The organism is Pigmentiphaga litoralis, assembly GCF_013408655.1.
In the GTDB taxonomy this organism is placed as follows: Bacteria; Pseudomonadota; Gammaproteobacteria; order Burkholderiales; family Burkholderiaceae_B; genus Pigmentiphaga; species Pigmentiphaga litoralis_A.
Genome location: NZ_JACCBP010000001.1, coordinates 2,497,430 through 2,518,237, shown reverse-complemented (window position 1 = coordinate 2,518,237; position 20,808 = coordinate 2,497,430). Strand labels below are relative to the sequence as shown.

The 20,808-nt window shown below is 65.5% G+C and carries 19 protein-coding genes; 14 read left to right on the top strand and 5 right to left on the bottom strand.

All coding sequences use genetic code 11. The annotated features are described in order from the left end of the window. Positions 1-151 precede the first annotated feature (151 nt). The 4 genes from HD883_RS11295 (at position 152) to HD883_RS11280 (ending at position 4,280) form a co-directional block, all read left to right on the top strand. The gene (locus tag HD883_RS11295; RefSeq protein WP_179585490.1) at positions 152-1,165 is read left to right on the top strand and encodes a Bug family tripartite tricarboxylate transporter substrate binding protein; all 1,014 of its coding nucleotides are present in this window, start codon (positions 152-154) and stop codon (positions 1,163-1,165) included. 30 nt (positions 1,166-1,195) lie between these two features. Continuing rightward, positions 1,196-2,164 (top strand): hydroxyacid dehydrogenase, encoded by a 969-nt coding sequence (locus HD883_RS11290; protein WP_179585492.1) that lies wholly within the window; start codon positions 1,196-1,198, stop codon positions 2,162-2,164. Between the two features lie 2 nt (positions 2,165-2,166). After that, positions 2,167-3,186: an Ldh family oxidoreductase gene (locus HD883_RS11285; protein WP_179585494.1), complete on the top strand. Its 1,020-nt coding sequence runs from the start codon at positions 2,167-2,169 to the stop codon at positions 3,184-3,186. Positions 3,187-3,284: 98 nt separating this feature from the next. Next, entirely contained in the window at positions 3,285-4,280 is a 996-nt protein-coding gene (locus tag HD883_RS11280; protein ID WP_373563347.1) for a Bug family tripartite tricarboxylate transporter substrate binding protein, read from the top strand. Positions 4,281-4,292: 12 nt separating this feature from the next. On the opposite strand, the gene HD883_RS11275 is transcribed toward HD883_RS11280, so the two are convergent. Beyond that, positions 4,293-4,859, bottom strand: a complete 567-nt coding sequence (locus tag HD883_RS11275; protein WP_179585498.1) for a TetR/AcrR family transcriptional regulator — start codon at positions 4,857-4,859, stop codon at positions 4,293-4,295. Positions 4,860-4,990: 131 nt separating this feature from the next. Between HD883_RS11275 and HD883_RS11270 the strand changes: the two genes are divergently transcribed. Together HD883_RS11270 and HD883_RS11265 are read left to right on the top strand one after the other, a co-directional pair. Then, a complete protein-coding gene (locus tag HD883_RS11270; RefSeq protein WP_179585500.1) occupies positions 4,991-6,247 on the top strand; it encodes an MFS transporter in 1,257 nt (418 codons plus the stop codon). Between the two features lie 144 nt (positions 6,248-6,391). Continuing rightward, positions 6,392-7,306 carry a hypothetical protein gene (locus HD883_RS11265; RefSeq protein ID WP_179585502.1) on the top strand — a complete coding sequence of 305 codons (915 nt, stop codon included), beginning with the start codon at positions 6,392-6,394 and terminating at the stop codon, positions 7,304-7,306. Positions 7,307-7,309: 3 nt separating this feature from the next. Here the strand turns inward: HD883_RS11265 and HD883_RS11260 are convergent, their stop codons facing one another. The 4 genes from HD883_RS11260 to HD883_RS11245 all read right to left on the bottom strand — a co-directional run bounded on the left by HD883_RS11260 (position 7,310) and on the right by HD883_RS11245 (position 11,499). Continuing rightward, on the bottom strand, positions 7,310-8,452 hold the full coding sequence (locus tag HD883_RS11260; protein WP_179585504.1) for an alpha/beta hydrolase family protein: 1,143 nt from the start codon (positions 8,450-8,452) through the stop codon (positions 7,310-7,312). Positions 8,453-8,463: 11 nt separating this feature from the next. Then, positions 8,464-9,648, bottom strand: a complete 1,185-nt coding sequence (locus tag HD883_RS11255) for an alpha/beta hydrolase family protein (protein ID WP_179585506.1) — start codon at positions 9,646-9,648, stop codon at positions 8,464-8,466. Between the two features lie 10 nt (positions 9,649-9,658). Next, positions 9,659-10,633, bottom strand: a complete 975-nt coding sequence (locus tag HD883_RS11250; protein ID WP_179585508.1) for a Bug family tripartite tricarboxylate transporter substrate binding protein — start codon at positions 10,631-10,633, stop codon at positions 9,659-9,661. Between the two features lie 248 nt (positions 10,634-10,881). Continuing rightward, on the bottom strand, positions 10,882-11,499 hold the full coding sequence (locus HD883_RS11245) for a cupin domain-containing protein (RefSeq protein ID WP_179585510.1): 618 nt from the start codon (positions 11,497-11,499) through the stop codon (positions 10,882-10,884). 212 nt (positions 11,500-11,711) lie between these two features. Here HD883_RS11245 and HD883_RS11240 point away from each other — a divergent pair, with 212 nt between their 5' ends. From HD883_RS11240 to HD883_RS11205, 8 genes are all read left to right on the top strand, one after another. Continuing rightward, a complete protein-coding gene (locus HD883_RS11240) occupies positions 11,712-13,301 on the top strand; it encodes an alpha/beta hydrolase domain-containing protein (protein ID WP_179585512.1) in 1,590 nt (529 codons plus the stop codon). 109 nt (positions 13,302-13,410) lie between these two features. Beyond that, entirely contained in the window at positions 13,411-14,970 is a 1,560-nt protein-coding gene (locus tag HD883_RS11235; RefSeq protein ID WP_179585515.1) for a rhodanese-like domain-containing protein, read from the top strand. A 23-nt stretch (positions 14,971-14,993) separates the two neighbouring features. Continuing rightward, positions 14,994-16,025, top strand: coding sequence for a Bug family tripartite tricarboxylate transporter substrate binding protein (locus HD883_RS11230; protein ID WP_257022143.1), 1,032 nt, complete (start codon positions 14,994-14,996; stop codon positions 16,023-16,025). 106 nt (positions 16,026-16,131) lie between these two features. Continuing rightward, positions 16,132-16,578, top strand: coding sequence for an SRPBCC family protein (locus HD883_RS11225; RefSeq protein WP_179585517.1), 447 nt, complete (start codon positions 16,132-16,134; stop codon positions 16,576-16,578). Positions 16,579-16,670: 92 nt separating this feature from the next. Then, a complete protein-coding gene (locus HD883_RS11220; RefSeq protein WP_179585520.1) occupies positions 16,671-17,114 on the top strand; it encodes a globin domain-containing protein in 444 nt (147 codons plus the stop codon). Between the two features lie 208 nt (positions 17,115-17,322). Beyond that, entirely contained in the window at positions 17,323-18,780 is a 1,458-nt protein-coding gene (locus HD883_RS11215) for a UbiD family decarboxylase (RefSeq protein ID WP_179585522.1), read from the top strand. 29 nt (positions 18,781-18,809) lie between these two features. Next, on the top strand, positions 18,810-19,793 hold the full coding sequence (locus HD883_RS11210; RefSeq protein ID WP_257022142.1) for a tripartite tricarboxylate transporter substrate binding protein: 984 nt from the start codon (positions 18,810-18,812) through the stop codon (positions 19,791-19,793). Positions 19,794-19,974: 181 nt separating this feature from the next. After that, positions 19,975-20,805, top strand: a complete 831-nt coding sequence (locus HD883_RS11205; protein ID WP_179585524.1) for an alpha/beta fold hydrolase — start codon at positions 19,975-19,977, stop codon at positions 20,803-20,805. Positions 20,806-20,808 lie beyond the last annotated feature (3 nt).

Genomic DNA, 20,808 nt, shown 5'->3' with positions numbered 1-20,808 from the left:
TCGCGGCGTACCGGCGCACAGATCGCCGGACGACGCGAAGGCGGCAACCCCGGCTGACCAGCCGGGTGGAGGAGACCTGGGTCGTTGACGTCACGCCTTCGCGGCGGGCAGTGTGCCGACCCGCACAAACCACCCCACGGAGGACACCATCATGACTATCGAACGATCGGACGGAGGTTGGGACGCGTCACGCCGGCGCGTATTGGGCATGTTGGGGGCAGGCGGGCTCTGTGCCGTGTCGCCCTGGACGTTCGCGGCCCAGTCCGCGGGCGCATGGCCCGAGCGGCCCATCAACTATGTCGTGCCGTTCCCGCCTGGCGGCCTGACCGACGTGGCCGCGCGCCAGGTCGGCAAGGCCTTGAGCGATGCCGAGAAGTGGAATGTCGTCGTTGAAAACAAGCCCGGCGGCAGCGCTAACATCGGCGCATCGCACGTCGCGCGCGCAGCGGCGGACGGCTATACCTGGCTCGCCATCACGTTGACGCACGTGGCCAACGTGACCCTGTTCGAAAGCAAGGCCGGGTACGACCTCATGAAAGACCTGACCCCAATCGCGGGCCTGGCGTCGTGCGGCATGATGGTGGTGGTCAATCCCAAGAGCGACATCAAGACACTGGACGACCTGACCCGCGTCGCCAAGACCCGCAACCTGTCGGCCGGATCGAGCGGCAGCGGCACGCCGCCGCACCTGGCGCTGGCTTTGTTCGAAAGCCTGACCGGCGTGTCGATGACCCATGCGCCGTACAAGGGTGGCGCCCCGTCGCTGGTGGATCTGATGGGCGGCCACCTGGACGTCATCTTTTCCAACTATCCCGAATCCTTGCCGCATGTAAAAAGCGGCGCCCTGCGTGCGCTGGCCGTGACCGCCAAGGCGCGCACGCCAGACCTGCCCGATGTCCCGACCGTGGGCGAAGCGGGCATGCCGGGCCTGATCGTGGACAATTTCACTGGCGTGCTCGCACCGGCGAACACCCCGCCGCACATCGTGCAGCAGGCAGGCAAGGCGATTGTCGAACAGATGTCGCGGCCCGAAATGAAGCAGGCGATGGTGCAACTGGGCTTTGCGCCGCAGCCACGCGGGCCGGCCGAATTCCGCACCTATCTGGACAGCGAGGTGGTGCGCTGGCGCAAGATCATCCAGGACGCCAAAATATCGGTCGGCTGACGCAATCAAATTTATAAGGAGAACGACACCATGCGGATCATCATCACGGAGTTCATGGACGAGGCCGCAGTGCATGCGCTGGCTCGCCGGTTCGATGTCCGGTACGAACCCGATCTGGTGGATCGCCGCGACGACTTGCTGGCCGCGCTGGAAGATGCCGAGGCGGTGATCGTGCGCAACCGCACGCAGGTGAATGCCGAGATGCTGGCGGTGGCGAAACGACTGAAGGTCGTGGGGCGGCTGGGCGTCGGCCTGGACAATATCGACGTGGCCGCCTGCCGCGATCGCGGGATCGAGGTCATCCCGGCTACCGGCGCCAATGCCCGCGCGGTGGCGGAATACGTCATTGCGACGACGCTGATGCTGCTGCGCGGGGCCTATACCGCCAGTGCAGAAGTGGCTGCTGGCGCCTGGCCGCGCACCGCTTATTCGAATGGGCTGGAGGCCGAGCAGCGCACGCTGGGCATCGTGGGCTTTGGCGGCATCGGGCAGCTGACCGCGACGCTGGCGCAGGGCATCGGCATGCGGGTCGCGGCCTTCGACCCCATGCTGCCCGCGGACAGCGGCGTCTGGAAGCAGACCGGCGTGCAACGGATGGAACTCGACGCCCTGCTGTCGGCGGCCGATGTGGTGACGCTGCATATTCCGCTGACACCGGACACTCGCAATCTGTTCGACAGCGCGCGGATCGCCAGCATGAAGGCCGGCAGCATACTGATCAATACGGCACGGGGCGGCATCGTTGACGAAGCCGCACTGGCCGGTGCATTGAAAAGCGGCCAGTTGCGGGGCGCCGCCATCGATGTCTTCGACCAGGAACCGGTCAAGGCGGCCGGTGCGCTGGCCGACGCGCCCAACCTGATCCTGACCCCGCATATCGCCGGCCTGACGCAGGAAGCCAATGAAAGGGTGTCGAGCGTGGTGGCCGACCGTGTGGCTGCCGTGCTCGATGGCGCGGTGAACGGCGCGGTGAACGGCGCAGTACAGGGAGGTCGTTGATCATGGCAACGATCTCGACAGACGATCTGCTGGCGCTGGCGCAGCGGGCGCTGGCGGCAAGCGGCGCCGATGCGGCCATGGCGCAGGCGACAGCGCGTGCGCTGGTCTATGCCGACAGCCAGGGCCTGGCGTCGCATGGCGTGGCACGCGTGCCGGCGTATGCGGCGCACTTGCGCAACGGGCGGGCCGTGGGCACGGCAAAGCCCCGTGTGCTGCGTGAACGGGGCGGCGCCGTGCTGATCGACGCGGGTGCGGGCCTGGCCTATCCGGCTTGCGCCGAAGCCGTCGACACCGCGGTTAGCCGCGCGCGTGACCATGGTGTGGCATTCACGGGCGTCACCAACAGCCATCACTTTGGCGCGGGCGCCTATCACCTCGAGGCCGTGGCGCAAGCGGGCATGGTCGGCCTGGCCTTCAGCAATTCGCCGGCGGCCATGCCGGCCTGGGGCGGCAAGCGGGCGCTGTTCGGCACCAATCCGATCGCGGCCGTATTTCCTCGCCGCAATGGCGCGCGCATCCTGATCGACCTGTCCTTGTCCGAAGTCGCGCGGGGCAAATTGATGGTCGCCGCCAAGGAAGGCCGCGAGATCCCTTTGGGTTGGGCGCTCGATGCCGACGGCCAGCCCACCACCGATCCCAAGGCGGGCCTGGCCGGCAGCATGCTGCCCATGGGCGGCGTCAAAGGCGCGATGCTGGCGCTGGTCGTGGAACTGCTGGCATGCGCGTTGACCGGCGCGCACTTTGGTTTTGAAGCCGATTCCTTCCTGACCGACGAAGGCGAGCAGCCCCGGGTCGGGCATGCTTTCCTGGTGATCGATCCGGGGGCACTGGCAGGGCAGTCCGCCTACCTGGACCGGGTCGAAGCCCTGGTCGACGCCATGCAGGAAGACGAAGGCGTTCGTCTGCCGGGGGCGCGTCGCGAAGCGCTGAGCGAGAAGGCGGCCGGCAACGGTGTCATGGTTCCCGACGTGTTGCTGCAACAACTGCACGATCTGGCCGGCACCGGAAAACCCCTCGATTGACGTCACAGCGGGCCGCGCGCACTGTTCCGGCGCGGCTCCAGACAACGCATCTTCTTGTCTTTCCGCTTATGCTTATGGGTGAAAACAAGGAGACAGTTGTGATTCGCAAGGTTTTTTCGTGTCTGGGGCTGGCCGTTGTCACATCGGCCACGTTGGCGGCAGTTGGCGCAACCGCCGTGCATGCCCAGGCGCAAACGTTCCCCACCAAGCCCATCCGCATGATCGTTCCGTTCCCACCCGGGGGCGGCACCGACATCCTGGCGCGCCTGGTCGCGAACAAACTGACGGAAGTGCAGAAGTGGACGGTGGTGGCCGAAAACCGCGCGGGCGCGGGCGGCACGATCGGCATCACCGAAGCAGTCCGTGCCGCGCCCACCGGCTATGAAATGGTCATGGGCCAGAAAGACAACCTGGTCGTGGCGCCCTGGCTCTACAAGAATCTGAGTTACGACCCCACCCGCGATCTGGTCGCGGTGGCGCATGTCGGCTTCACGCCGATCATGATCGTGACCAGCGTCAATTCCCGCTTCAAGACGCTGGCGGACGTGGTCACCATCGCCAAGGCCGAACCCGGCGCCGTCACCTACGGGTCACCCGGCAACGGCACCACCATTCACCTGGCCGGCGAGATCTTCAAGGGCGCCGCGCACATCGACATCCGCCACATCCCCTACAAGGGATCGAACGCAGCCATGCTCGACGTGCTGTCGGGGAATGTGGACCTGATGGTGTCGTCGGTTGCGTCGGCCATGGCGCAGATCAAGGCAGGCAAGCTGCGTCCGCTGGCGGTCACGTCGGCCAAGCGCAGCACGTCGCTGCCCGATGTGCCGACGGTGGCCGAACTGGGCTACCCCAGCGTCGACGTCAGCACCTGGTATGGCCTGTTCATGCCGGCAGGCACGCCCAAGTCGGTGGTGACCACGGTCAATACCGTCGTCAATCAATTGCTGGCCACGCCTGAAATGCAGGCCGCCGTGATTGCCCAGGGCGCCGAAGTGCAGGCCATGACGCCCGATGCGTTTTCGTCGCTGCTCAAGACCGACTACCAGAAGTGGCGCGGCATCGTGCAGGCGTCGGGCGCCACGGTCGAATAAGCCGGGGGGAACCTACGGCGCGACGCGCGCCAGGCACGTCGCGATCAGGCTGTGCACATAGGCGGCCCGCAGCGTCTGCCCCCGAAAAATGATGCGGTACATGATGGGCGAGATGATCTCGTCCATGACCGCATCGATGGACGGATGCGGATCGCCCCGTCGCTGCGCCTGGTCCAGGATGATCTCGAGCTGGTCCTGTGTGTACGCACAACAGGTATCCGGACCATCGCCGCTGCCAGCCAGCACGTCGCGCACCATGATGCGGCCCGGGCCCGACGACATCTCGTCCACGAACTGGTCAATCCACAATTGCAGATCGGTCCGCAGGTCGCCGGTGGAAATCGGCGCGCTTTCGGGCCGCAGGCGTTCCACCGCAACGTCCGCCAGCAGTTCGGGCAGGTCACCCCAACGCCGGTAGATGGTGGACGGCGTGACGCCTGCATGCGTCGCGATCAGCGGTACTGTCAGCGCGGCGCGGCCATGTTCGGCCGTCAGGGCGCGCACGGCGGCATGCACCGATTCCTGCACCCGCGCACTGCGGCCGCCGGGGCGAAGACGTTCTTTGGTAGCGGAAGACATGGTGGCAATCAATGACCTGCCGAGAAGCGGCAACGGTTGCAGTATCCCACTAAAGCAAATTATTTGCTTTAAATGATGCTTTGATGCACCATGCATTAACGCAAAAAATTTGCTTTTACCTGATGGCCTTCATGTCGCCCCGCGCTGCCGCTTCCGATCCTTCCCCCTCCGGCACCTTGACGCCCACCCCCGCTCGCGGCCTGGGGCCGACCGGCTCGGTGGTGCTGCTGGCCAGCATCCTCATCGCCTTCATGGCCGCGTCCAGCGCGCCCACGCCGCTGTACAGCATCTACCGCGAAGCCTGGGGCTTTTCGCCCATCACGCTGACCGTGGTGTTCGGCATCTATGCCTTCAGTCTGTTGTTCTCGTTGCTGACCGTGGGCGCGCTGTCGGATTTCATCGGCCGCCGGCCGGTTGTGCTTGCCTCCGTCCTGCTCCAGGCGGTCGCCATGGTGCTGTTCATCCTGGCCAATGACGTGCCCATGCTGATCGCCGCCCGCGTCGTGCAGGGGCTGGCCACGGGCGCGGCCATGAGCGCGCTGGGTGCTGCCTTGCTCGACGTCAACCGGACCTGGGGCGCGCTGATCAACAGTGTCATGCCCATCGTCGGCATGGCGATCGGCGCGTTGGGATCGAGCGTGCTGGTGCAGTTCGCGCCGGCGCCATTGCATCTTGTCTATGTGGTGTTGCTGGTCGTGCTGGTGATCCAGGGTGCCATCACCTTCTTCCTTCCCGAGACCGTGCGGCCGCAGCCTGGCGCGCTGGCGTCGCTGCGCCCCAAGGTGCGGGTGCCGGCGCAGGCCCGCCGTGCGTTGATGATGGTGGCCCCGGTCGATGTCGCGGTGTGGGCGCTGGGCGGCTTCTTCCTGTCGTTGGGGCCGACGCTTGCGCGCGTGGTGACCGGCGAACAGGCGCCGGTGGTGGGCGGTCTGCTGGTGTTTACCCTGACCATCTGCGGCGCCGGGTCGGTCGTGGCCTTTCGTAATACCGAAGCCCGCCGCACCATGAACATCGGCGCGGCGGCGCTGATCGTCGGCATTGCCACGGTGCTAGCGGGTGTTCATGCCAATGCGTCCTTGTGGTTTTTTGCCGGCACCATGATCGCGGGCATTGGCTTTGGCGCCGCATTCCTGGGCGCCGTGCGCACCGTGATGCCGATGGCGTTGCCGCACGAACGGGCCGGCTTGATGGCAGCGTTCTATGTGCTCAGTTATTTCGCAATGAGCCTGCCCGCCATGGTGGCCGGCGCACTGGTCGGCCAGATCGGCCTGATTCCGACCACGGATATTTATGGCGCGGCGGTGATACTGCTTGCTACCGCGGCGCTTGTCGGAAGCATGACCTTGCGTCCCGTCACGCCGCACGGGTCAACGCTTCCCAGCCGTTGAGCCTTTCAAGTGTGCCACCGGTCTAGGTCCGATCGGGCGTGAACCGCGGCCGAGGGCCATGTTGAGGCACTAGGCCATACGAGCGGCGCACCGTTCGGCCATCGCCGGTACTGTGTACGTCCATCGCCATACGGACGGACTCGCATGACATCGCGCCCTCGTTCCCGTTTGCTTCGCTCGGTTCTGGTTGGCGGAACGCTGTTCTGCGGCTTGCTGATCGTGGCCGAAATTGCCACCCGTCAACTCGGCCTGCTGGACTTCCCGCTGTACGAAGCAAACGCCGACATCGGCTATGTGCCCAAGCCGAATCAACAGGGCGCTTTCCTCAACAAGAACGACTGGCAGTTCAATTCGCGCAGCATGGGCGCGCCGGAATTCGTGCCGGGCCCGGGCGCCAATGTGCTGCTGGTGGGCGACAGCATCGTCGACGGCGGCAATCCGTACCGTCAGCAGGACCGGCTCGGCCCGCTGACGCAGAAGGCGCTCGCGCACTCGGGCGTCAAGGTCTGGCCGATCGCGGCGGGCAGCTGGTCGCTGCGCAATGAGCTGAAGTGGCTGCAGCGCAATCCGGATGTCGTCGACCGGGTCGATGAGGTGGTCTTTCTGCTCGGCAGCAACGACTTCGGCGATGCATCGTCCTGGTCGTGCGAGTTCAGCCATCCGCGGTCGCATCCGACGTCGTCGTTATGGTTTCTGTTCAATAAATATGTGTACCGGCTTGAGCCTTGCGGCACGCCTCCGGCCGCGTTGAAGGTCCCGCAGGGGGACGTGCACGCCGAGCTCGAACGTTTCATGTCGGCCTTCGGCAAGAAGACGACCGTGGTGCTGTATGCGACAGAAGAAGAGAGTCGCAATCCAGCCGAACGCGCGCGCAGTTTCGAGCCGGCGCGTCAGCTGTTGAGGTCCGTAGGTGTCAGGGAACCGGTGGCGATCGCGGACGACGCCCGCTGGTCCCCCGACTGCTACAAGGACGCGGTGCACCCCAAGCCGTCGGCCATGCCGGTGCTGGCGGACATTCTGGCGCCCCATATCCTGGCGCGGGTGGGCGGGGCGGAGTAGGGCCTACAGGTGATCGGCCAGCCAGTCCGCCACGATGTTGGCGCCGACCTGCCGATTGTCTTCCTGGCAATGTTCGCTGCCGCCATCGTACGCACGCAGCACTTTGAGCGTCTTGTCGGCCGACCCGACCGCCGCGTAAAGCCGCTCGGCAAAGTCCAGCTGCACGATGTTGTCGTCTTCGCCATGGATGCAGAAGAAGGGGCACCGCATCTTTTCGGCAATGCCATCAAGCCGGTAGTTTTCCAGCTTCTTCATGCAGGCGTCGATGTCGGGCATGCCCAGCACCCAGGGCAACTGAAAGCCCGGGGCGGACAGCTTGGTCCCGCCCGACTCCATGATCTTGCGGCGGCGCTGCCACGACTCGTGATAGTCGAAGTGGCCGCCCCACGCGACGCAGGCGGCAAAGCGCGGATCCATCGCGGCGGCTCGTGGCGCGTAGTATCCGCCCATGGAAAAGCCCATGACCGCGACGCGTTCGGGGTCGACTTCCGGGCGTTGCGTGATGTGATCGTAGGCCGCGCCAGCGGGCACTTCATAGTCATAGCGGCTGGGAATGCCTTGAAGGCGCAAGGCTTCGCCCTGGCCCGGACCATCGATCGCCAGCACATGGATGCCGCGCCGGGCAATCTCGACACCTCCGAACAGCACGCTCATTTCCTTGGCGTTGTCCAGGCCGTCGAACATGACGACGGTGGGCGCCGGGCCTTTGACATCCGCCTTCAGAAACCAGGCCGGCAGGGTCGTGTCTTCATACGGGACGTCGACGCGTTCGATCTGCGGATAGCGCCGCTCGACACCTTTGGTGAAGCAGCGCAGGCAGCTTCGATAGGTATCCCATTTGCGCTCCGACGGCGCGATGAAGCGTTCGCCGCAGAAGTAGTAGATAGCCGCGCGCAGGTAGTAGGCGCCCGACGTCAGCCGATGGCCCTGCGCTTCTTCGATGTCGCCGAAGCCTTCGATGCGTTGGGCCATGGCGGTCCATTCGGTCCACCACAACTCGTTGTCGCCTTCATGGCCACGCAGCTTCTGGCCGATCTGGTCGATCTCGCCGATGGCCGCCGCGCCCCAGGCCGCCATCTCGATACCGAACATCATGCCCTGCGACCACATGTGGTTCTTGGGGAAGTATTCAAACCAATGGCTCATGCGAGCTCCTGTCAGCCAGGGGTGAAGGCCAGCGCGGCCTGGTCGATACCGAAGACGTCGGCCAGCCAGTCCAGCATCAGTTCCTGGCCCAGGGTCGGGTTGTCGTGCTGGCAGTGTTCCGCGCCGGTCTCATCTTCGGTGGTCAGGCGAAGCGTGGCCTTCACGCCATGCTTGATCGCGTAGTCATACACCGTCCGTACCGCTTCGACCCCCAGCACATCGTGGCCGCCGTGGATGATTAGGTACGGGCACTTCATGTGTTCGAGCACACCGTCCAGCGTGAAGGGCTTCGCGATTTCGGTGGCCTCGGCCATGTTCTTTGCGCCGAACACCCAGGTCATGTGACCAGCGAGACCATGGCTGTCGTCACGCACTTTCCAGCGCGCGTGGATGTCCCAGATCGCGCCGTGCGAAATGCAGGCGGCCAGGCGCGGCTCCATTGCCCCCGCCCGCGCGGCGTAATAGCCGCCCAGGCTCGATCCGCTGACGGCGATGCGCGAGGTGTCCACATCCGATCGCCGTTCCAGCCAGTCGATGCAGGCGCCGATCGGCACTTCATAGTCGTAGCGGGTCGCCAGCTTGTGACGCCGCAAGGCGCCGCCCTGGCCCGGGCCGTCGACCAGCAAGACCGACATGCCGCGCTGCACCGCGCCGCGGCCGGTCATGAACCACAGTTCGTCCTTGAAGGAATCGAGCCCGCCCACTGAAATCAGCACGGGCTGGCGATCGCCGCCGTGGGCCGACCGGATGAAGTAGGCGGGCAGCGTCGTGCCGTTTTCATAAGGGATCTCTACCACTTCCGCTGCGGGCGTCAAGCGTGTAAACGCCTTGGCCGATGCGGCTTCGCACAAGGTGAAGGTGGCCAGGCGGCGCGGGTCGTGTCCGTCCAGCCAGAACTCGGCCTCGCGGTAGTAGTTGGCGGCGCGCAGCCAGCAGTTCATGGCCGTGCGCACATGGCCGTTGGCCAGCGCGTCATCGCCGCGACGGTCGTTGCGATCCGCAATGTGCGTCCATTCCTTGAACCAGCTTTCGCGGTCGCCCGGAATGATCTTGCTGCCTGCCTGGAACACTTCGCTGACGGCGCCGCCGCCTTCCTGCGTCTCGCCCAGCCCGCGCCGGAACTGGTAGGAAAACCAGAAATCCTCGGGCCAGTGATGCCAGCCGAAAGGCTCGTAGACCGAATGGGGTTGCTGCATGGTGTCTCCGTCAGGGCTTCGGGGTGTCGAGCTTCAGATCGCGGATGATCGAGCCCCACTTGTCGTAGTCCCGCCGCCAGACCACGCCAAAGTACTGCGGCGATCCAGGCGACGTGTCCAGTTCCAGCGTGGCGGCTTTTTGCGCGACGTCGGGCATCTTGAGCGCGGCATTGACCGAATCGTTCAGCTTGCTGATGATCGCGTCGGGTGTGCCCTTGGGCGCAAAGAAGCCGAACCAGCCCAGGGCTTCGTAGTCGGGCACCGCTTCCTTGAAGGTCGGCACGTCAGGGGTGATGCGGGAGCGTTCCCGCGCGGTGATCGCAATGCCATGCAGCCGGCCGGCCTTGACGTGCGGGTTCATGCTCGACGCGCCGCTGATGGTCAGCGGTACCTGCCCGCCGATCACGTCGGTCACGCTTTGATTGCTGCCCTTGTACGGGATGTGCGTGAACGAAAAGCCGGTCTGACGTTTGAGCAATTCGACCGCAAGGTGCGGGAATCCGCCCTCGCCATTGGTGGCCAGGCTGACCTTGCCCGGATTGGCTTTGGAATAGGCGATCAGGTCGGGCAGGGTCTTGGCGGGAAAGTCCGGGTGCGACACCAGCATTAGGTAGTTCGTGTAGGCCATGGCCACCGGCACGAAGGCGTCGCGCACGTCAAAGGGCTGCTTATTGATGATGGGCGCCACCGCCATGCTGCCCATCTGCCCGAGCACCAGCGTGTAGCCGTCGGGCGGTGCTTGCGTGGCGTTCTGCAAGCCGACCATGCCCGACGCACCGGGGCGGTTTTCCACCACGACGGGTTGGCCCAACTGTTCGGTGATCTTGGGGCCGATCAGCCGCGCAATGATGTCGGCCAGGTCGCCCGGCGGGTAAGGCACGATCACGCGGATCGGCTTGTCGGGGTAGGCCTGCGCGGCACTGACGGAGGGAAGGGCGGCGGCGCACAGGGCGCCCGCCATGACGGCAAGGATCAGCTTGTTCATACGGCGATTTCTCCGGACTGGGAAAACATGCTGCCGCGTCGTGGACGACCGGCATCCGTGAAGCAAAGACTGTCTCCGACCCGGGTTGTGACGGGCCCGGCAAACGGGGCGCCTCCCGGTTTTCAAGTCGATAGACTTAAAATCAAGTGACTTGAATTTAGCGGCGAGGCGCGCGCGACGTCAATCGCCGTTTACATTTTTCCTGGCAGGGGCGGGGGTAAGGCCGCAGGTTGCCGGGCCCCGATGCCTTAGCGCGGCTTGCGGCGCTTGCTGCGTGCGGCGAAGGACGACGGGTCATTGCTGCGCCGGCCAGGCGTGCTGACCCAGACGACCCGTGCTGGCTTCTTGCTGGCGTTGCGATAGTGGTGGGCGATCTCGGACCGGAAGGAAAACGAATCGCCGGCCTTGAGCACAAAGGTTTCGTGTCCCACGGTCAGCTCGAGCTGGCCTTCGACCACATAGCCGACTTCTTCACCTTCGTGCGCGACAACGCCTTCGCTGCCGCCGCCCGGCGCGATCACATGCAGATGGCCTTCCAGCACATGGTCGCCGTCTGGCGCAACGAGCCGTTCGACATGCGATCCCTTGGCGTCGATCGCAAGCGCCTGCCGTTCCCCTGCGCGGGACACGATGTGGTTGTCGTCCCGCGACGCCAGCAGGTCGGGCACGGTGGTGCCGAAGCTCGTGGCGACCTTGTGCAAGAGCCGCAGCGACGGCGTGATCTTGCCGTTCTCGACCTTGGACAACATGCTTTCGGAACAGCCGACCCGGTCGGCCACTTCGCGCAGCTTGAGCCCTTTCAGGATGCGGGTGCTGCGGATATTTCCCCCCAGGGCAAGGGGATCGGCTTCGGCGGCGTCGGTCAAGGGAACACGCTCCGGGCGCGTGGAATCGGGACGTCCATTGTAGGGGAGGCCTGCGCGAAAGACCCGGATTGACGCGGGCAAGAAACCAGGACTACATTCGACCAAAATATTGAACATGCTCAGAATCGATCTTGATCAAAAATAGCGTGGCATCGGACGCCTCGCGGCGTTCACCCGCGGCATCCACCCGCGGCATCCATTGAGGAGACATCATGGTTGCATACGATCGCACGGCTTCGGCCGCGAGGCCCCGTCACGCGCTGGCCCGGTGGTGGGCACGCGGCATGAGCCGGACCGTGGCCTGTAGCGCGCTGCTGCTGGCCTCGGCATTCCCAGCCGCCAGCGCGTTTGCCCAGACCATCACCCTGGCGGCGCCGCCCGCGTCGGTCACCGGGCCGATTGCCGAGACGGCGGCCAACGTGCTGTATCAGGGACTGAACATTACGGAAGGTGCGGTGCCGGTCACTGCCTTTCCTTATGTGACGGAAGAGTATTTCGTGAGCGGCACGGCGAGCGGCCAACCCTACGCCACGCGCATGCTGGTGCGCCGCCCGCGCAACGTGGCCGACTTCAGCGGGGTGGTGGTGGCCGAAGCGATGCACACCAGCGGGCGTGCGCTGATCTTCGAGTGGTCGCGCGAATCGGTGCTGACGCGTGGGCACGTGTTTGTCGAGATCCCGACCTCGGCCGCCAACATCGCATCCATGCGCGCGTTCAACGACGCGCGTTATGCGGCGCTGTCGATCCCGTTGGCCAGCCAGGCGAACGAGATCATCGCGCAGTTCGGGGCGCTCATGAAGACCAATGGCCGGCCGGGTGGCTGGCTGCCGGGCTACGCAGTCCGCAAGGTCACGCTGATGGGAACGTCCGCGTCGTCGGGCACCGTGCGCAACTACATGGCAGTCCACCCGACGGTGCGGCTCAACGACGGCAAGGCCGGTCCGCTCTATGACGGCTATCTGGTGACGAGCACCAACGGCAACACCAAGCTGCCCTTCCTGGATGTGCCCATCATCCAGATGCCGACCCAGACCGAGGTGCGCACGTGGGCCGAAGAAGGCATTCAGTACCGGCGGTCGGACGGCGACGAGCCCAACAATCAGTTCCGGCTGTATGAAGTGGCCGGCATGGCGCACAACAACGCGCGCGAAAACCCTGGCTTCCTGGGCGACCCCTGCACCAAGCCCGTGTCCAGCTTTCCGGCAGGCGCCTTCACCGCGTTGGCGTTGAATCATCTGGTGCAGTGGGTCGACAAGGGCACCAAGCCCCCGCATGCGCCCGCGCCCATCGCGACCGATGGCAACACCTTTGGCGACGGGTCCTTCCTGGCGCTGGATGCCAACGGCAATGCCACCGGCGGCATCCGCAATGTCTATGTGGACGTGCCGACCGCGACCTATGGCGTCTTTGGCGACGGCCGGTTTGCGGCCGATGCCCCGCAGGCCGAAAAGGACAGGCTGAACCGCTTGTGCCTGCTCGTGGGCACCGAGGTCAAGCTGCCGCCGGAAACCCTGGCACGGCTGTATCCGGGCGGGCCGGCCGAGTATCAGGCCAAGGTCGCAGCCCGTCTGGACACCTTGATCGCCGAAGGCTGGTTCCTGCCGGAATACCGCAAGTTCGTCACGGCCGACGTCGCGGCCGCGCAGATCCCGGCGCCTGCCGGCAACGTGGCGGGCAATCCCATGTCGAGTGGCGGCGGAGCGATGGAAGGCGGTGCATTGGCGGTGCTGGCTGGCATCGCGGCGCTCGGCCTTGCGCGTCGGCGATCCTGGCTGCGTCAGCCAAAAAAGTCAGAGCTATAAGCAAAGAGCGATCGCGTCGTTGGCGGTCGCGTGTTGATCCGGCACTATGCGCGACTCTAGAATCGGGACAGCCTTTCCGCTCCTATTCACTTATCTCAGGCATGTCCCCATGATTTCTTCGATCGATGCACAGACCGTCAGGCAGTGGCTGCAGGACGGCAATGAACTGGCCTTTCTTGACGTGCGCGAGCACGGGCAGTATGGCGAAGGCCATCCCTTCTTCGTGGTGTCCGCTCCCTATAGCCGGCTCGAGCTTGATGTCACGCGGCTGGTGCCGCGGCGGGGCGCGCGGATCGTGCTGCTCGATGATGACGATGGCGTGGCGCAGCGTGCGGCGCAGCGTCTGCAAGGGCTGGGCTACACCGATCTGCACGTGCTCAATCATGGCGCGAAAGGCTGGCAGGCGGCCGGCTACGAACTGTTCCAGGGTGTGAACCTGCCGTCCAAGACCTTCGGGGAACTGGCCGAGCACGCCTACGATACGCCGCGCATCCAGGCCCAGGAACTCAACGCCATGTTCCAGCGGGGCGAGCGCGTGGTGGTGCTTGATGGACGGCCGTTCGAGGAATACCGCAAGATGAATATCCCGGGCGCCATCTGCTGCCCGAACGCCGAATTGCCCTACCGTATTCACGCCCTGGTCGATGACGACTCCACGCCCATCGTGATCCATTGCGCCGGCCGCACGCGCAGTATCATTGGCGCGCAAACGCTGATCAACGCCGGCGTGCGCAACCCGGTGTATGCGCTTGAAAACGGGACGCAGGGCTGGTTCCTGAACGATCTGCAACTGGAGCATGGCAGCTCGCGCCGCTATCCGCAGGTGGATCCGGCCGACCCGCGTCTTGCCAGCCGCCGGGAAGCCGCGTCGGCCCAGGCCGCCTGGCATGGCGTTGGACAAGTCGATGCCGACACACTGCCCGCCTGGCTGAGTGACACCGGGCGCAGCACCTTCCTGCTCGACGTGCGCACCCCTGAAGAATTCGCGGCCGGCACGCTGGCGGGTGCGCAGCACGCGCCCGGCGGCCAACTGGTGCAGGGCACCGACCAATACGTCGGGGTCCGCAACGCACGCATCGTTTTGCTCGATACCGATGGCATTCGCGCCCCCTTGATCGCGGCGTGGCTGCGGCAACTCGGGCACGATTCCTACCTGCTGACAGGTGATGTCACCCTGGCGCCGCCCGCCAAGGCCCCGAGCGCCGTCACGCCGCTGGCCGCGGTGGACGCCGACGAAGTGGCCGCGCTGGCCGCCTCGGGCGGTGTCCGTCTGCTCGACGTGCGCGCCAGCACCAAGTACCGGGCCGGGCATATCGAAGGTGCGACCTGGACGATCCGTCCGCGCATCCAGGCACTCGTTGCGACCGACAACCTTCCGGTCGTTATCGTCGCTGACGATGGCCGGATCGCTGCGCTGGCTGCGGGGGATGCCGAGTTCGACGATGCCCGCTGGCTGGCCGGCGACGCCGCGGCGTGGGCCGAAGCCGGCTTGCCTGTCGTGGACACGCCCGATCATCCGTCCGATGCCGACTGCATCGACTACCTGTTTTTTGTGCATGACCGTCACGACGGCAATCGCGAAGCCGCGCGCCGCTATCTGTCCTGGGAAACCGGGCTGATCGCACGCCTGGACGACAGCGAGCGCGCGGCGTTCCGGTTGCGCCACTGATCCTTCACTTCAAGAGAACCCCGATGTCCCGTCCACGTCCGATCAAAGCGGTGTCCGTCCGGCGCCGCGCGTGCCTTGCGCTTGGCGCCGCCGCGATGGTGCCGGCCCTGGTGCTGACTGCAGCCCTTCCCGCAGCGTACGCGGCCGAGTCCACGCCCGCTGCCTATCCTGACAAGCCCGTGCGCTTCATCGTGCCCGTGTCCGCGGGCGGCAGCACCGACAAGATCGCGCGGGTCATCGCCGAAAAACTGGCGATCCAGTGGGGACAGACGGTACTGGTCGAAAACATTACCGGCGCGGGCGGCACGATCGGCGCGGCGCGGGTGGCGCGGTCCAAACCCGATGGCTACACCCTCTTGCTGCACAGCGATGCGGTGGTGCTGAACCTCGCCATGTACAGCAAGCCGGGCTACACGCTTGACGACCTGTCGGGCGTGATCCGCGCGATCGTCAATCCGCAGGTGCTGGTTGTCAAACCGTCGCTGGGCATCAAGACCTTCCAGGAATATGTGGCGCTGGCCAAGCAGAAGCCGGGCGAGGTCAGCGTCGCCTTGCCCACCAGCGGCGGCATCGCCCATATCGCCCACGAAATGGTGCGGCAGCGCCTGGGCATCCAGGTCAACTACATCCCGTACGCCGGTGGCGCTCCCGCCGCGACCGACGTCATGGGCGGGCATGTGGATGCGACGATCATCACGGCCGCGGCCGTCACCGAATACATCAAGGCCGGCCGCCTGATCCCGCTGGCCGTCACGACGTCGTACCGGTCGCCTGCCATGCCCGACGTCCCGACCATCGCCGAAGTGGCCGTGCCTGGCTTCGATGTCGAAAGCTGGCAAGGCATCCTGGCGCCGGCGGGCACGCCTCGGCAGATCGTTGAGAAAATCAACCGGGATGTCGCGGCGGTGCTGGCGCAGCCCGACGTGCGCAAGTCCGTCGAAAGCCAGGGCTATGGCATCTCGGGCGGCACGCCGCAGCAGTTCGACGCGGCGCTGCGCGATGACTACGCGCGGTATTCGAAGGTGATCAAGTCGTCGGGGATCACGCTGCAATGAGGCAGCATGTCGCTCGGCATGGGCGACATGGGCGACATGTCGATTGCGGTGGCCGATAATCGTCGTGGGGGCAGAGGGCTGTCCTCTTTCTTCAGGATGATTGATCATGACAACGACGACGGTTCGATTCCACCGTGTGCTGAAGTCCACGCCCGACCGCGTGTACCGCGCCTTTCTTGATCCCGACGCCCTGGTCAAATGGCTGCCGCCGTTCGGCTTTACCGCCAAAGTGCATGCGCAGGATCCCAAGGTGGGCGGCGCCTACCGGATGTCATTCACCAATTTCGGCACGGGTTCCAGCCACAGCTTTGGCGGCGACTATCTGGAACTGGTGCCGGGCAAGCGCCTGCGCTACACGGGCGTTTTCGATGATCCCAACCTGCCCGGCGTGATGCAGACCACGGTCTCACTGCGCCCGGTGCTGTGCGGCGTGGACGTGGAGATCGTCCAGGAAGGCATCCCCGCCATCATCCCGGCCGAGATGTGCCACCTGGGGTGGCAGGAGTCGTTGGTGATGCTGGCGCAATTGGTGGAGCCGGACATTCCGGGCTAGAGCGCCGCGCTGGATGGCCCGCAGCCTCGAAGGCTCAACAGGACGCGCCTTGTAGAATCCAGAGTCCTTTTGATTTCTTCAAGGAGCACACCATGGCCGATCCCCTGTCCCCCGAGACCCTTGCCATCGTCAAGTCCACCGCGCCGGCCCTGCAAGAGCATGGCCTGGCCATCACCACCCGCATGTACGAACGGCTGTTCGTCGATCCCGAGATGAAGGCGCTTTTCGATCAGGCGGCCTTTACGTCTGGGGAGCAGCCCAAGCGGCTGGCGGCGGCGATCCTGGCATTTGCCAAGAACGTCGACAACCTGCCGGCGCTGTCGGGAGCGGTCGAACGCATCTGTGCGCGGCATGTGGAAACGCACATCAAGCCCGAGCACTATCCGGCGGTGGCGAACGCGCTGTTGCCGGCGATCAAGGACGTGCTGGGCGATGCGGTGGATGACACCGTGCTGGACGCGTGGGGCCAGGCCTACTGGTTCCTGGCCGACATTTTGAAGCAGCGCGAGGCTCAGCTGTACGGCGCGCCGGCCTGACGCAGGGCCGGCAACTGGAGCGGCATCCGCTCCGCAGTCGCTCATCCACCGCTGCGGCAGGATGAGCGAATTTCATGCAGGCCATGAAAAGCTATCGTTTGCCCAAGGTCCGGCCGCGGTCCTATGGTGTGCCCTGACAGCGTTGCCGCAATGATGCAACGCATGTGCGGGGCAACAGGCTCCGCCCACCATAACGATGAGACCTGTCATGACCTTTGCCGTGGATGCCCATCCCCTGGACCTGCGCGTGTGGCTCGACCACGTGCGCGAGTTTGGCGAACTGACGGAAGTGAGCGGTGCGCACTGGAACCTTGAACTGGGCGCGATCAGTGAACTGAACGTCAAGAAAGCGGTGCCCCATGCGCTGCTGTTCGACGACATTCCCGATTACGCTCCGGGCTTTCGGGTGCTGACCTGCAGCACCAGCAGTCCGACCCGCCTGTCGTCCTTGCTGCGGCTGGATCTGCAGCGTTCGCATGGCGGCCTGGTCGACACGCTGCGTGGCCGGCCCCGGCAATGGCAGGCGGCCGCCGCCAACTTCAATCCGGTCACAGTGGAAGACGGCCCGGTATTCGAGAACACCGATGCGGATGAGGCCGTCGACCTGTTCAAGTTTCCCTCACCCCTCTGGCACGAAAAGGATGGCGGCCGGTACATCGGCACGGGCTGCATGGTGGTGACGCGGGACCTGGATTCGGACTGGGTGAACGTGGGCACGTATCGCGTAATGGTTCACGATCGCAACCATGTGGGCCTGGACATGATTCCGGGCAAGCACGGCGCGATCCAGTACGACAAGTACATGAAGGCGGGCAAGCCGTTTCCGGTGGCGATCGTGGTGGGCTGCGATCCGCTGGGCTATCTGATCTCGGGCATTGAAGTGCCGTTCGGCATGTGCGAGTACAACTACATCGGCGCGATCCTGGGCAAGCCGGTCGAGGTGGTGAATGCGCCGCTGACCGGGTTGCCGATTCCGTCGCATGCCGAGATCGTGATCGAAGGCTGGGCGCATCCGGGCGATGAACGGATCGAAGGCCCGTTCGGCGAATTTCATGGCTACTACCCGGGCAAGGCCGCCACTGCGCCGGTGGTGACGATCGAGCGCATCTATTACCGCAACCGCCCGATCCTGCTGGGCAGCCCGCCCGCCAAGCCGCCCAACGATTATTCCTATTCCAAGGCCGTGATGCGGTCGGCGCTGCTGATGGACGCCTTGCAGGCGGCCGGCGTGCCCGACGTGGCGGCGCTGTGGGCGCACGAGATTGGCGGGGCGCGCATGTTCAACGTGGTGGCGATCCGCCAGCGGTATGCGGGTCATGCGCGGCAGGCCGGGCACATCCTGAGCCAATGCGGGGTGGGCGCCTATATGTCGCGCTATTCGGTGGTTGTTGACGAAGACATCGATCCGTCGAACCTGCAGGAGGTGATGTGGGCGGTGGCCACACGCACGGATCCGGACATTGATATCGACATCATCAAGCGTGGCATGGGGTCGAAGAACGATCCCATGTCGATCGCCTACACCACGTCGGCCCCGCTGACGTCCAAGGCCATCATCGACGCCTGCCGTCCCTACGACTTCCTGGCCCAGTTTCCGGCGGTCGCCGAAGCCAGCAAGGAACTGCAGCAGCAGGTTCTCGCCAAGTGGCACCACGTGCTGGGCTGATCGCCCCGCCGCATCGTTAAGGAAGCGTTATGCACAATTCATTGCACGCCGCGTGCGCGGCTCTGCTCGCCTATGGCATGTCGGCGGCGCCCGCCGCGTGGGCCCAATCGGCTGACAGCAACTGGCCGACCCGGCCGATCACCATGGTCGTGCCTTTCCCGCCGGGCGGCGTGAACGATACCGTGGCCCGTCCGGTGGCCGAGGCCATGAGCCGGGCGCTCAAGCAACCGGTGATCGTGGAAAACCGCGGCGGCGCAGGCGGGGGCGTGGGCATTGCCCATGCCGCCAAGTCGTCGCCCGATGGCTACACGATCCTGATGGCGCTGCCATCGATCTCGATCATTCCGGAGGCCGACAAGCTGTCGGGCCGGCCACCCATGTACCAGGTCAACCAGGTGACCCCGGTTGCGCGCTTCACGGCCGACCCGACCGTGCTGGCGGTGCGTGCCGATGCGCCGTGGAAGAATCTGGCCGACTTCGTGGCCGACGCGAAAAAGCGCGAGATCAGCTACGGATCGTCGGGTACCTACGGCACGCTGCATATCTTCATGGAAGCGTTCCGGGCCCAGGCCGATCTGAAAATGCAGCACGTGCCCTATACCGGGGCCGGACCTGCCCTGATCGGCCTGATGGGCGGGCAGGTCGATGCCATGGCGGTATCGCCGGCCTCGGTGTCGCCGCACGTCAAGTCCGGACGGGTCAAGATCCTGGCGCATTGGGGCGAGGGCCGGCTGAAGTCGATGCCTGACGTGCCGAGCCTGACCGAGTCGGGGTATCCGGTCGAATTCGCGCAGTGGTCGGGGCTGTTCGTGCCAACCGGCACACCGCCGGCCGTCATCGAAAAACTGCGTGTGGCCGCCAAGGCCGCCGCCGAGGACGACAAGGTCAACAAGGTGATCGAAGGCGCCGGCATTCCGGTCATGTACCTGGACACGGCCGAGTTCAAGAAGTATTGGGCCGCGGATGCCGAGAAGCTGACCCGCGCGGTGCAGAAGGTCGGCAAGGTGGACTGACGCCGTGCCATGCCGAGGCGGCATGAAAGGCATTCATGCCGCCCATGAGAAATGATCGTTTGCCGCACCGCGCGCGGCGCTCGCATCATGGCATCACCCTGGCGGCCGGACCGTCCCGTGATCGCCCCGAGACCGCTCCGTGATCGTCCAACTCCCTGCGCCATTGACCCCCGAGACCCTGATGACTTCCCAGACTCAGCAAGACAGCCAGAACCGTACCGTCACCACGCGCGATGGCACGGCCATCGCCTACACCCACTATCGCAATGACACCGCGCCGGCGCGGCTGCTGCTCGTGCATTCGCTGGCCATGGATCGCCACTTCTGGGATCCGGTGGTGGCCCTGCTGGCCGGGGAGGCCAGCATCGTTGCCGTGGACGCGCGCGGGCACGGCCAGTCCGGCAAGCCCGGCACGCCATTCACGGTCGAACTGTTCGCACAGGACATGAAAGACGTGGTCGACGCACTGCAGTGGTCCGACGTGGTGGTCGCGGGCGCGTCGATGGGCGGCTGTGTCGCCTTGCAGTTCGCGGCGGACAACCCCGGCCTGACTCGCGGCGCGGGCCTGATCGATACCACCGCGTGGTACGGCGAGACGGCGCCGGCCGACTGGAATGCCCGTGCCGAACGCGGGCTGAAGGAAGGGCTGGGCGCGTTGCTCGACTTCCAGAAGACGCGCTGGTTCAGCGACCGGTTCCGCGAGGAACACCCCGAGGTCGTGCAGCGTTGCATTGATACTTTCCTGCGCAATGACGTGCAGGCTTTCGCGGCCACCTGCCGCATGCTGGGCGCCTATGACGGTCGCTCGCAGCTGGGCAAGATCACCGCCCCGACGGCGGTGGTGGTGGGCGAGGAAGACTATGCCGCGACGCCCGCCATGGCCCGCGTGATGCACGAAGGCATTCCCCAATCGACCCTGACCGAGATCCCGGCCGCGCGCCACCTGACGCCGCTCGAGACCCCGGAGATCATTGCCGACCACCTGCGCCGCCTGCTTGGCGCGCGCGCCTGACAG

Bases quoted from the DNA above. Each gene is read 5' to 3' on its own strand.
- HD883_RS11225 (WP_179585517.1), top strand. From the start codon at position 16,132: ATGACAACGACGACGGTTCGATTCCACCGTGTGCTGAAGTCCACGCCC.
- HD883_RS11255 (WP_179585506.1), bottom strand. From the start codon at position 9,648: ATGCAGCAACCCCATTCGGTCTACGAGCCTTTCGGCTGGCATCACTGG.
- HD883_RS11260 (WP_179585504.1), bottom strand. From the start codon at position 8,452: ATGAGCCATTGGTTTGAATACTTCCCCAAGAACCACATGTGGTCGCAG.
- HD883_RS11285 (WP_179585494.1), top strand. From the start codon at position 2,167: ATGGCAACGATCTCGACAGACGATCTGCTGGCGCTGGCGCAGCGGGCG.
- HD883_RS11270 (WP_179585500.1), top strand. From the start codon at position 4,991: ATGTCGCCCCGCGCTGCCGCTTCCGATCCTTCCCCCTCCGGCACCTTG.
- HD883_RS11290 (WP_179585492.1), top strand. From the start codon at position 1,196: ATGCGGATCATCATCACGGAGTTCATGGACGAGGCCGCAGTGCATGCG.
- HD883_RS11235 (WP_179585515.1), top strand. From the start codon at position 13,411: ATGATTTCTTCGATCGATGCACAGACCGTCAGGCAGTGGCTGCAGGAC.
- HD883_RS11240 (WP_179585512.1), top strand. From the start codon at position 11,712: ATGGTTGCATACGATCGCACGGCTTCGGCCGCGAGGCCCCGTCACGCG.
- HD883_RS11220 (WP_179585520.1), top strand. From the start codon at position 16,671: ATGGCCGATCCCCTGTCCCCCGAGACCCTTGCCATCGTCAAGTCCACC.
- HD883_RS11215 (WP_179585522.1), top strand. From the start codon at position 17,323: ATGACCTTTGCCGTGGATGCCCATCCCCTGGACCTGCGCGTGTGGCTC.
- HD883_RS11205 (WP_179585524.1), top strand. From the start codon at position 19,975: ATGACTTCCCAGACTCAGCAAGACAGCCAGAACCGTACCGTCACCACG.
- HD883_RS11250 (WP_179585508.1), bottom strand. From the start codon at position 10,633: ATGAACAAGCTGATCCTTGCCGTCATGGCGGGCGCCCTGTGCGCCGCC.
- HD883_RS11210 (WP_257022142.1), top strand. From the start codon at position 18,810: ATGCACAATTCATTGCACGCCGCGTGCGCGGCTCTGCTCGCCTATGGC.
- HD883_RS11230 (WP_257022143.1), top strand. From the start codon at position 14,994: ATGTCCCGTCCACGTCCGATCAAAGCGGTGTCCGTCCGGCGCCGCGCG.
- HD883_RS11295 (WP_179585490.1), top strand. From the start codon at position 152: ATGACTATCGAACGATCGGACGGAGGTTGGGACGCGTCACGCCGGCGC.
- HD883_RS11265 (WP_179585502.1), top strand. From the start codon at position 6,392: ATGACATCGCGCCCTCGTTCCCGTTTGCTTCGCTCGGTTCTGGTTGGC.
- HD883_RS11275 (WP_179585498.1), bottom strand. From the start codon at position 4,859: ATGTCTTCCGCTACCAAAGAACGTCTTCGCCCCGGCGGCCGCAGTGCG.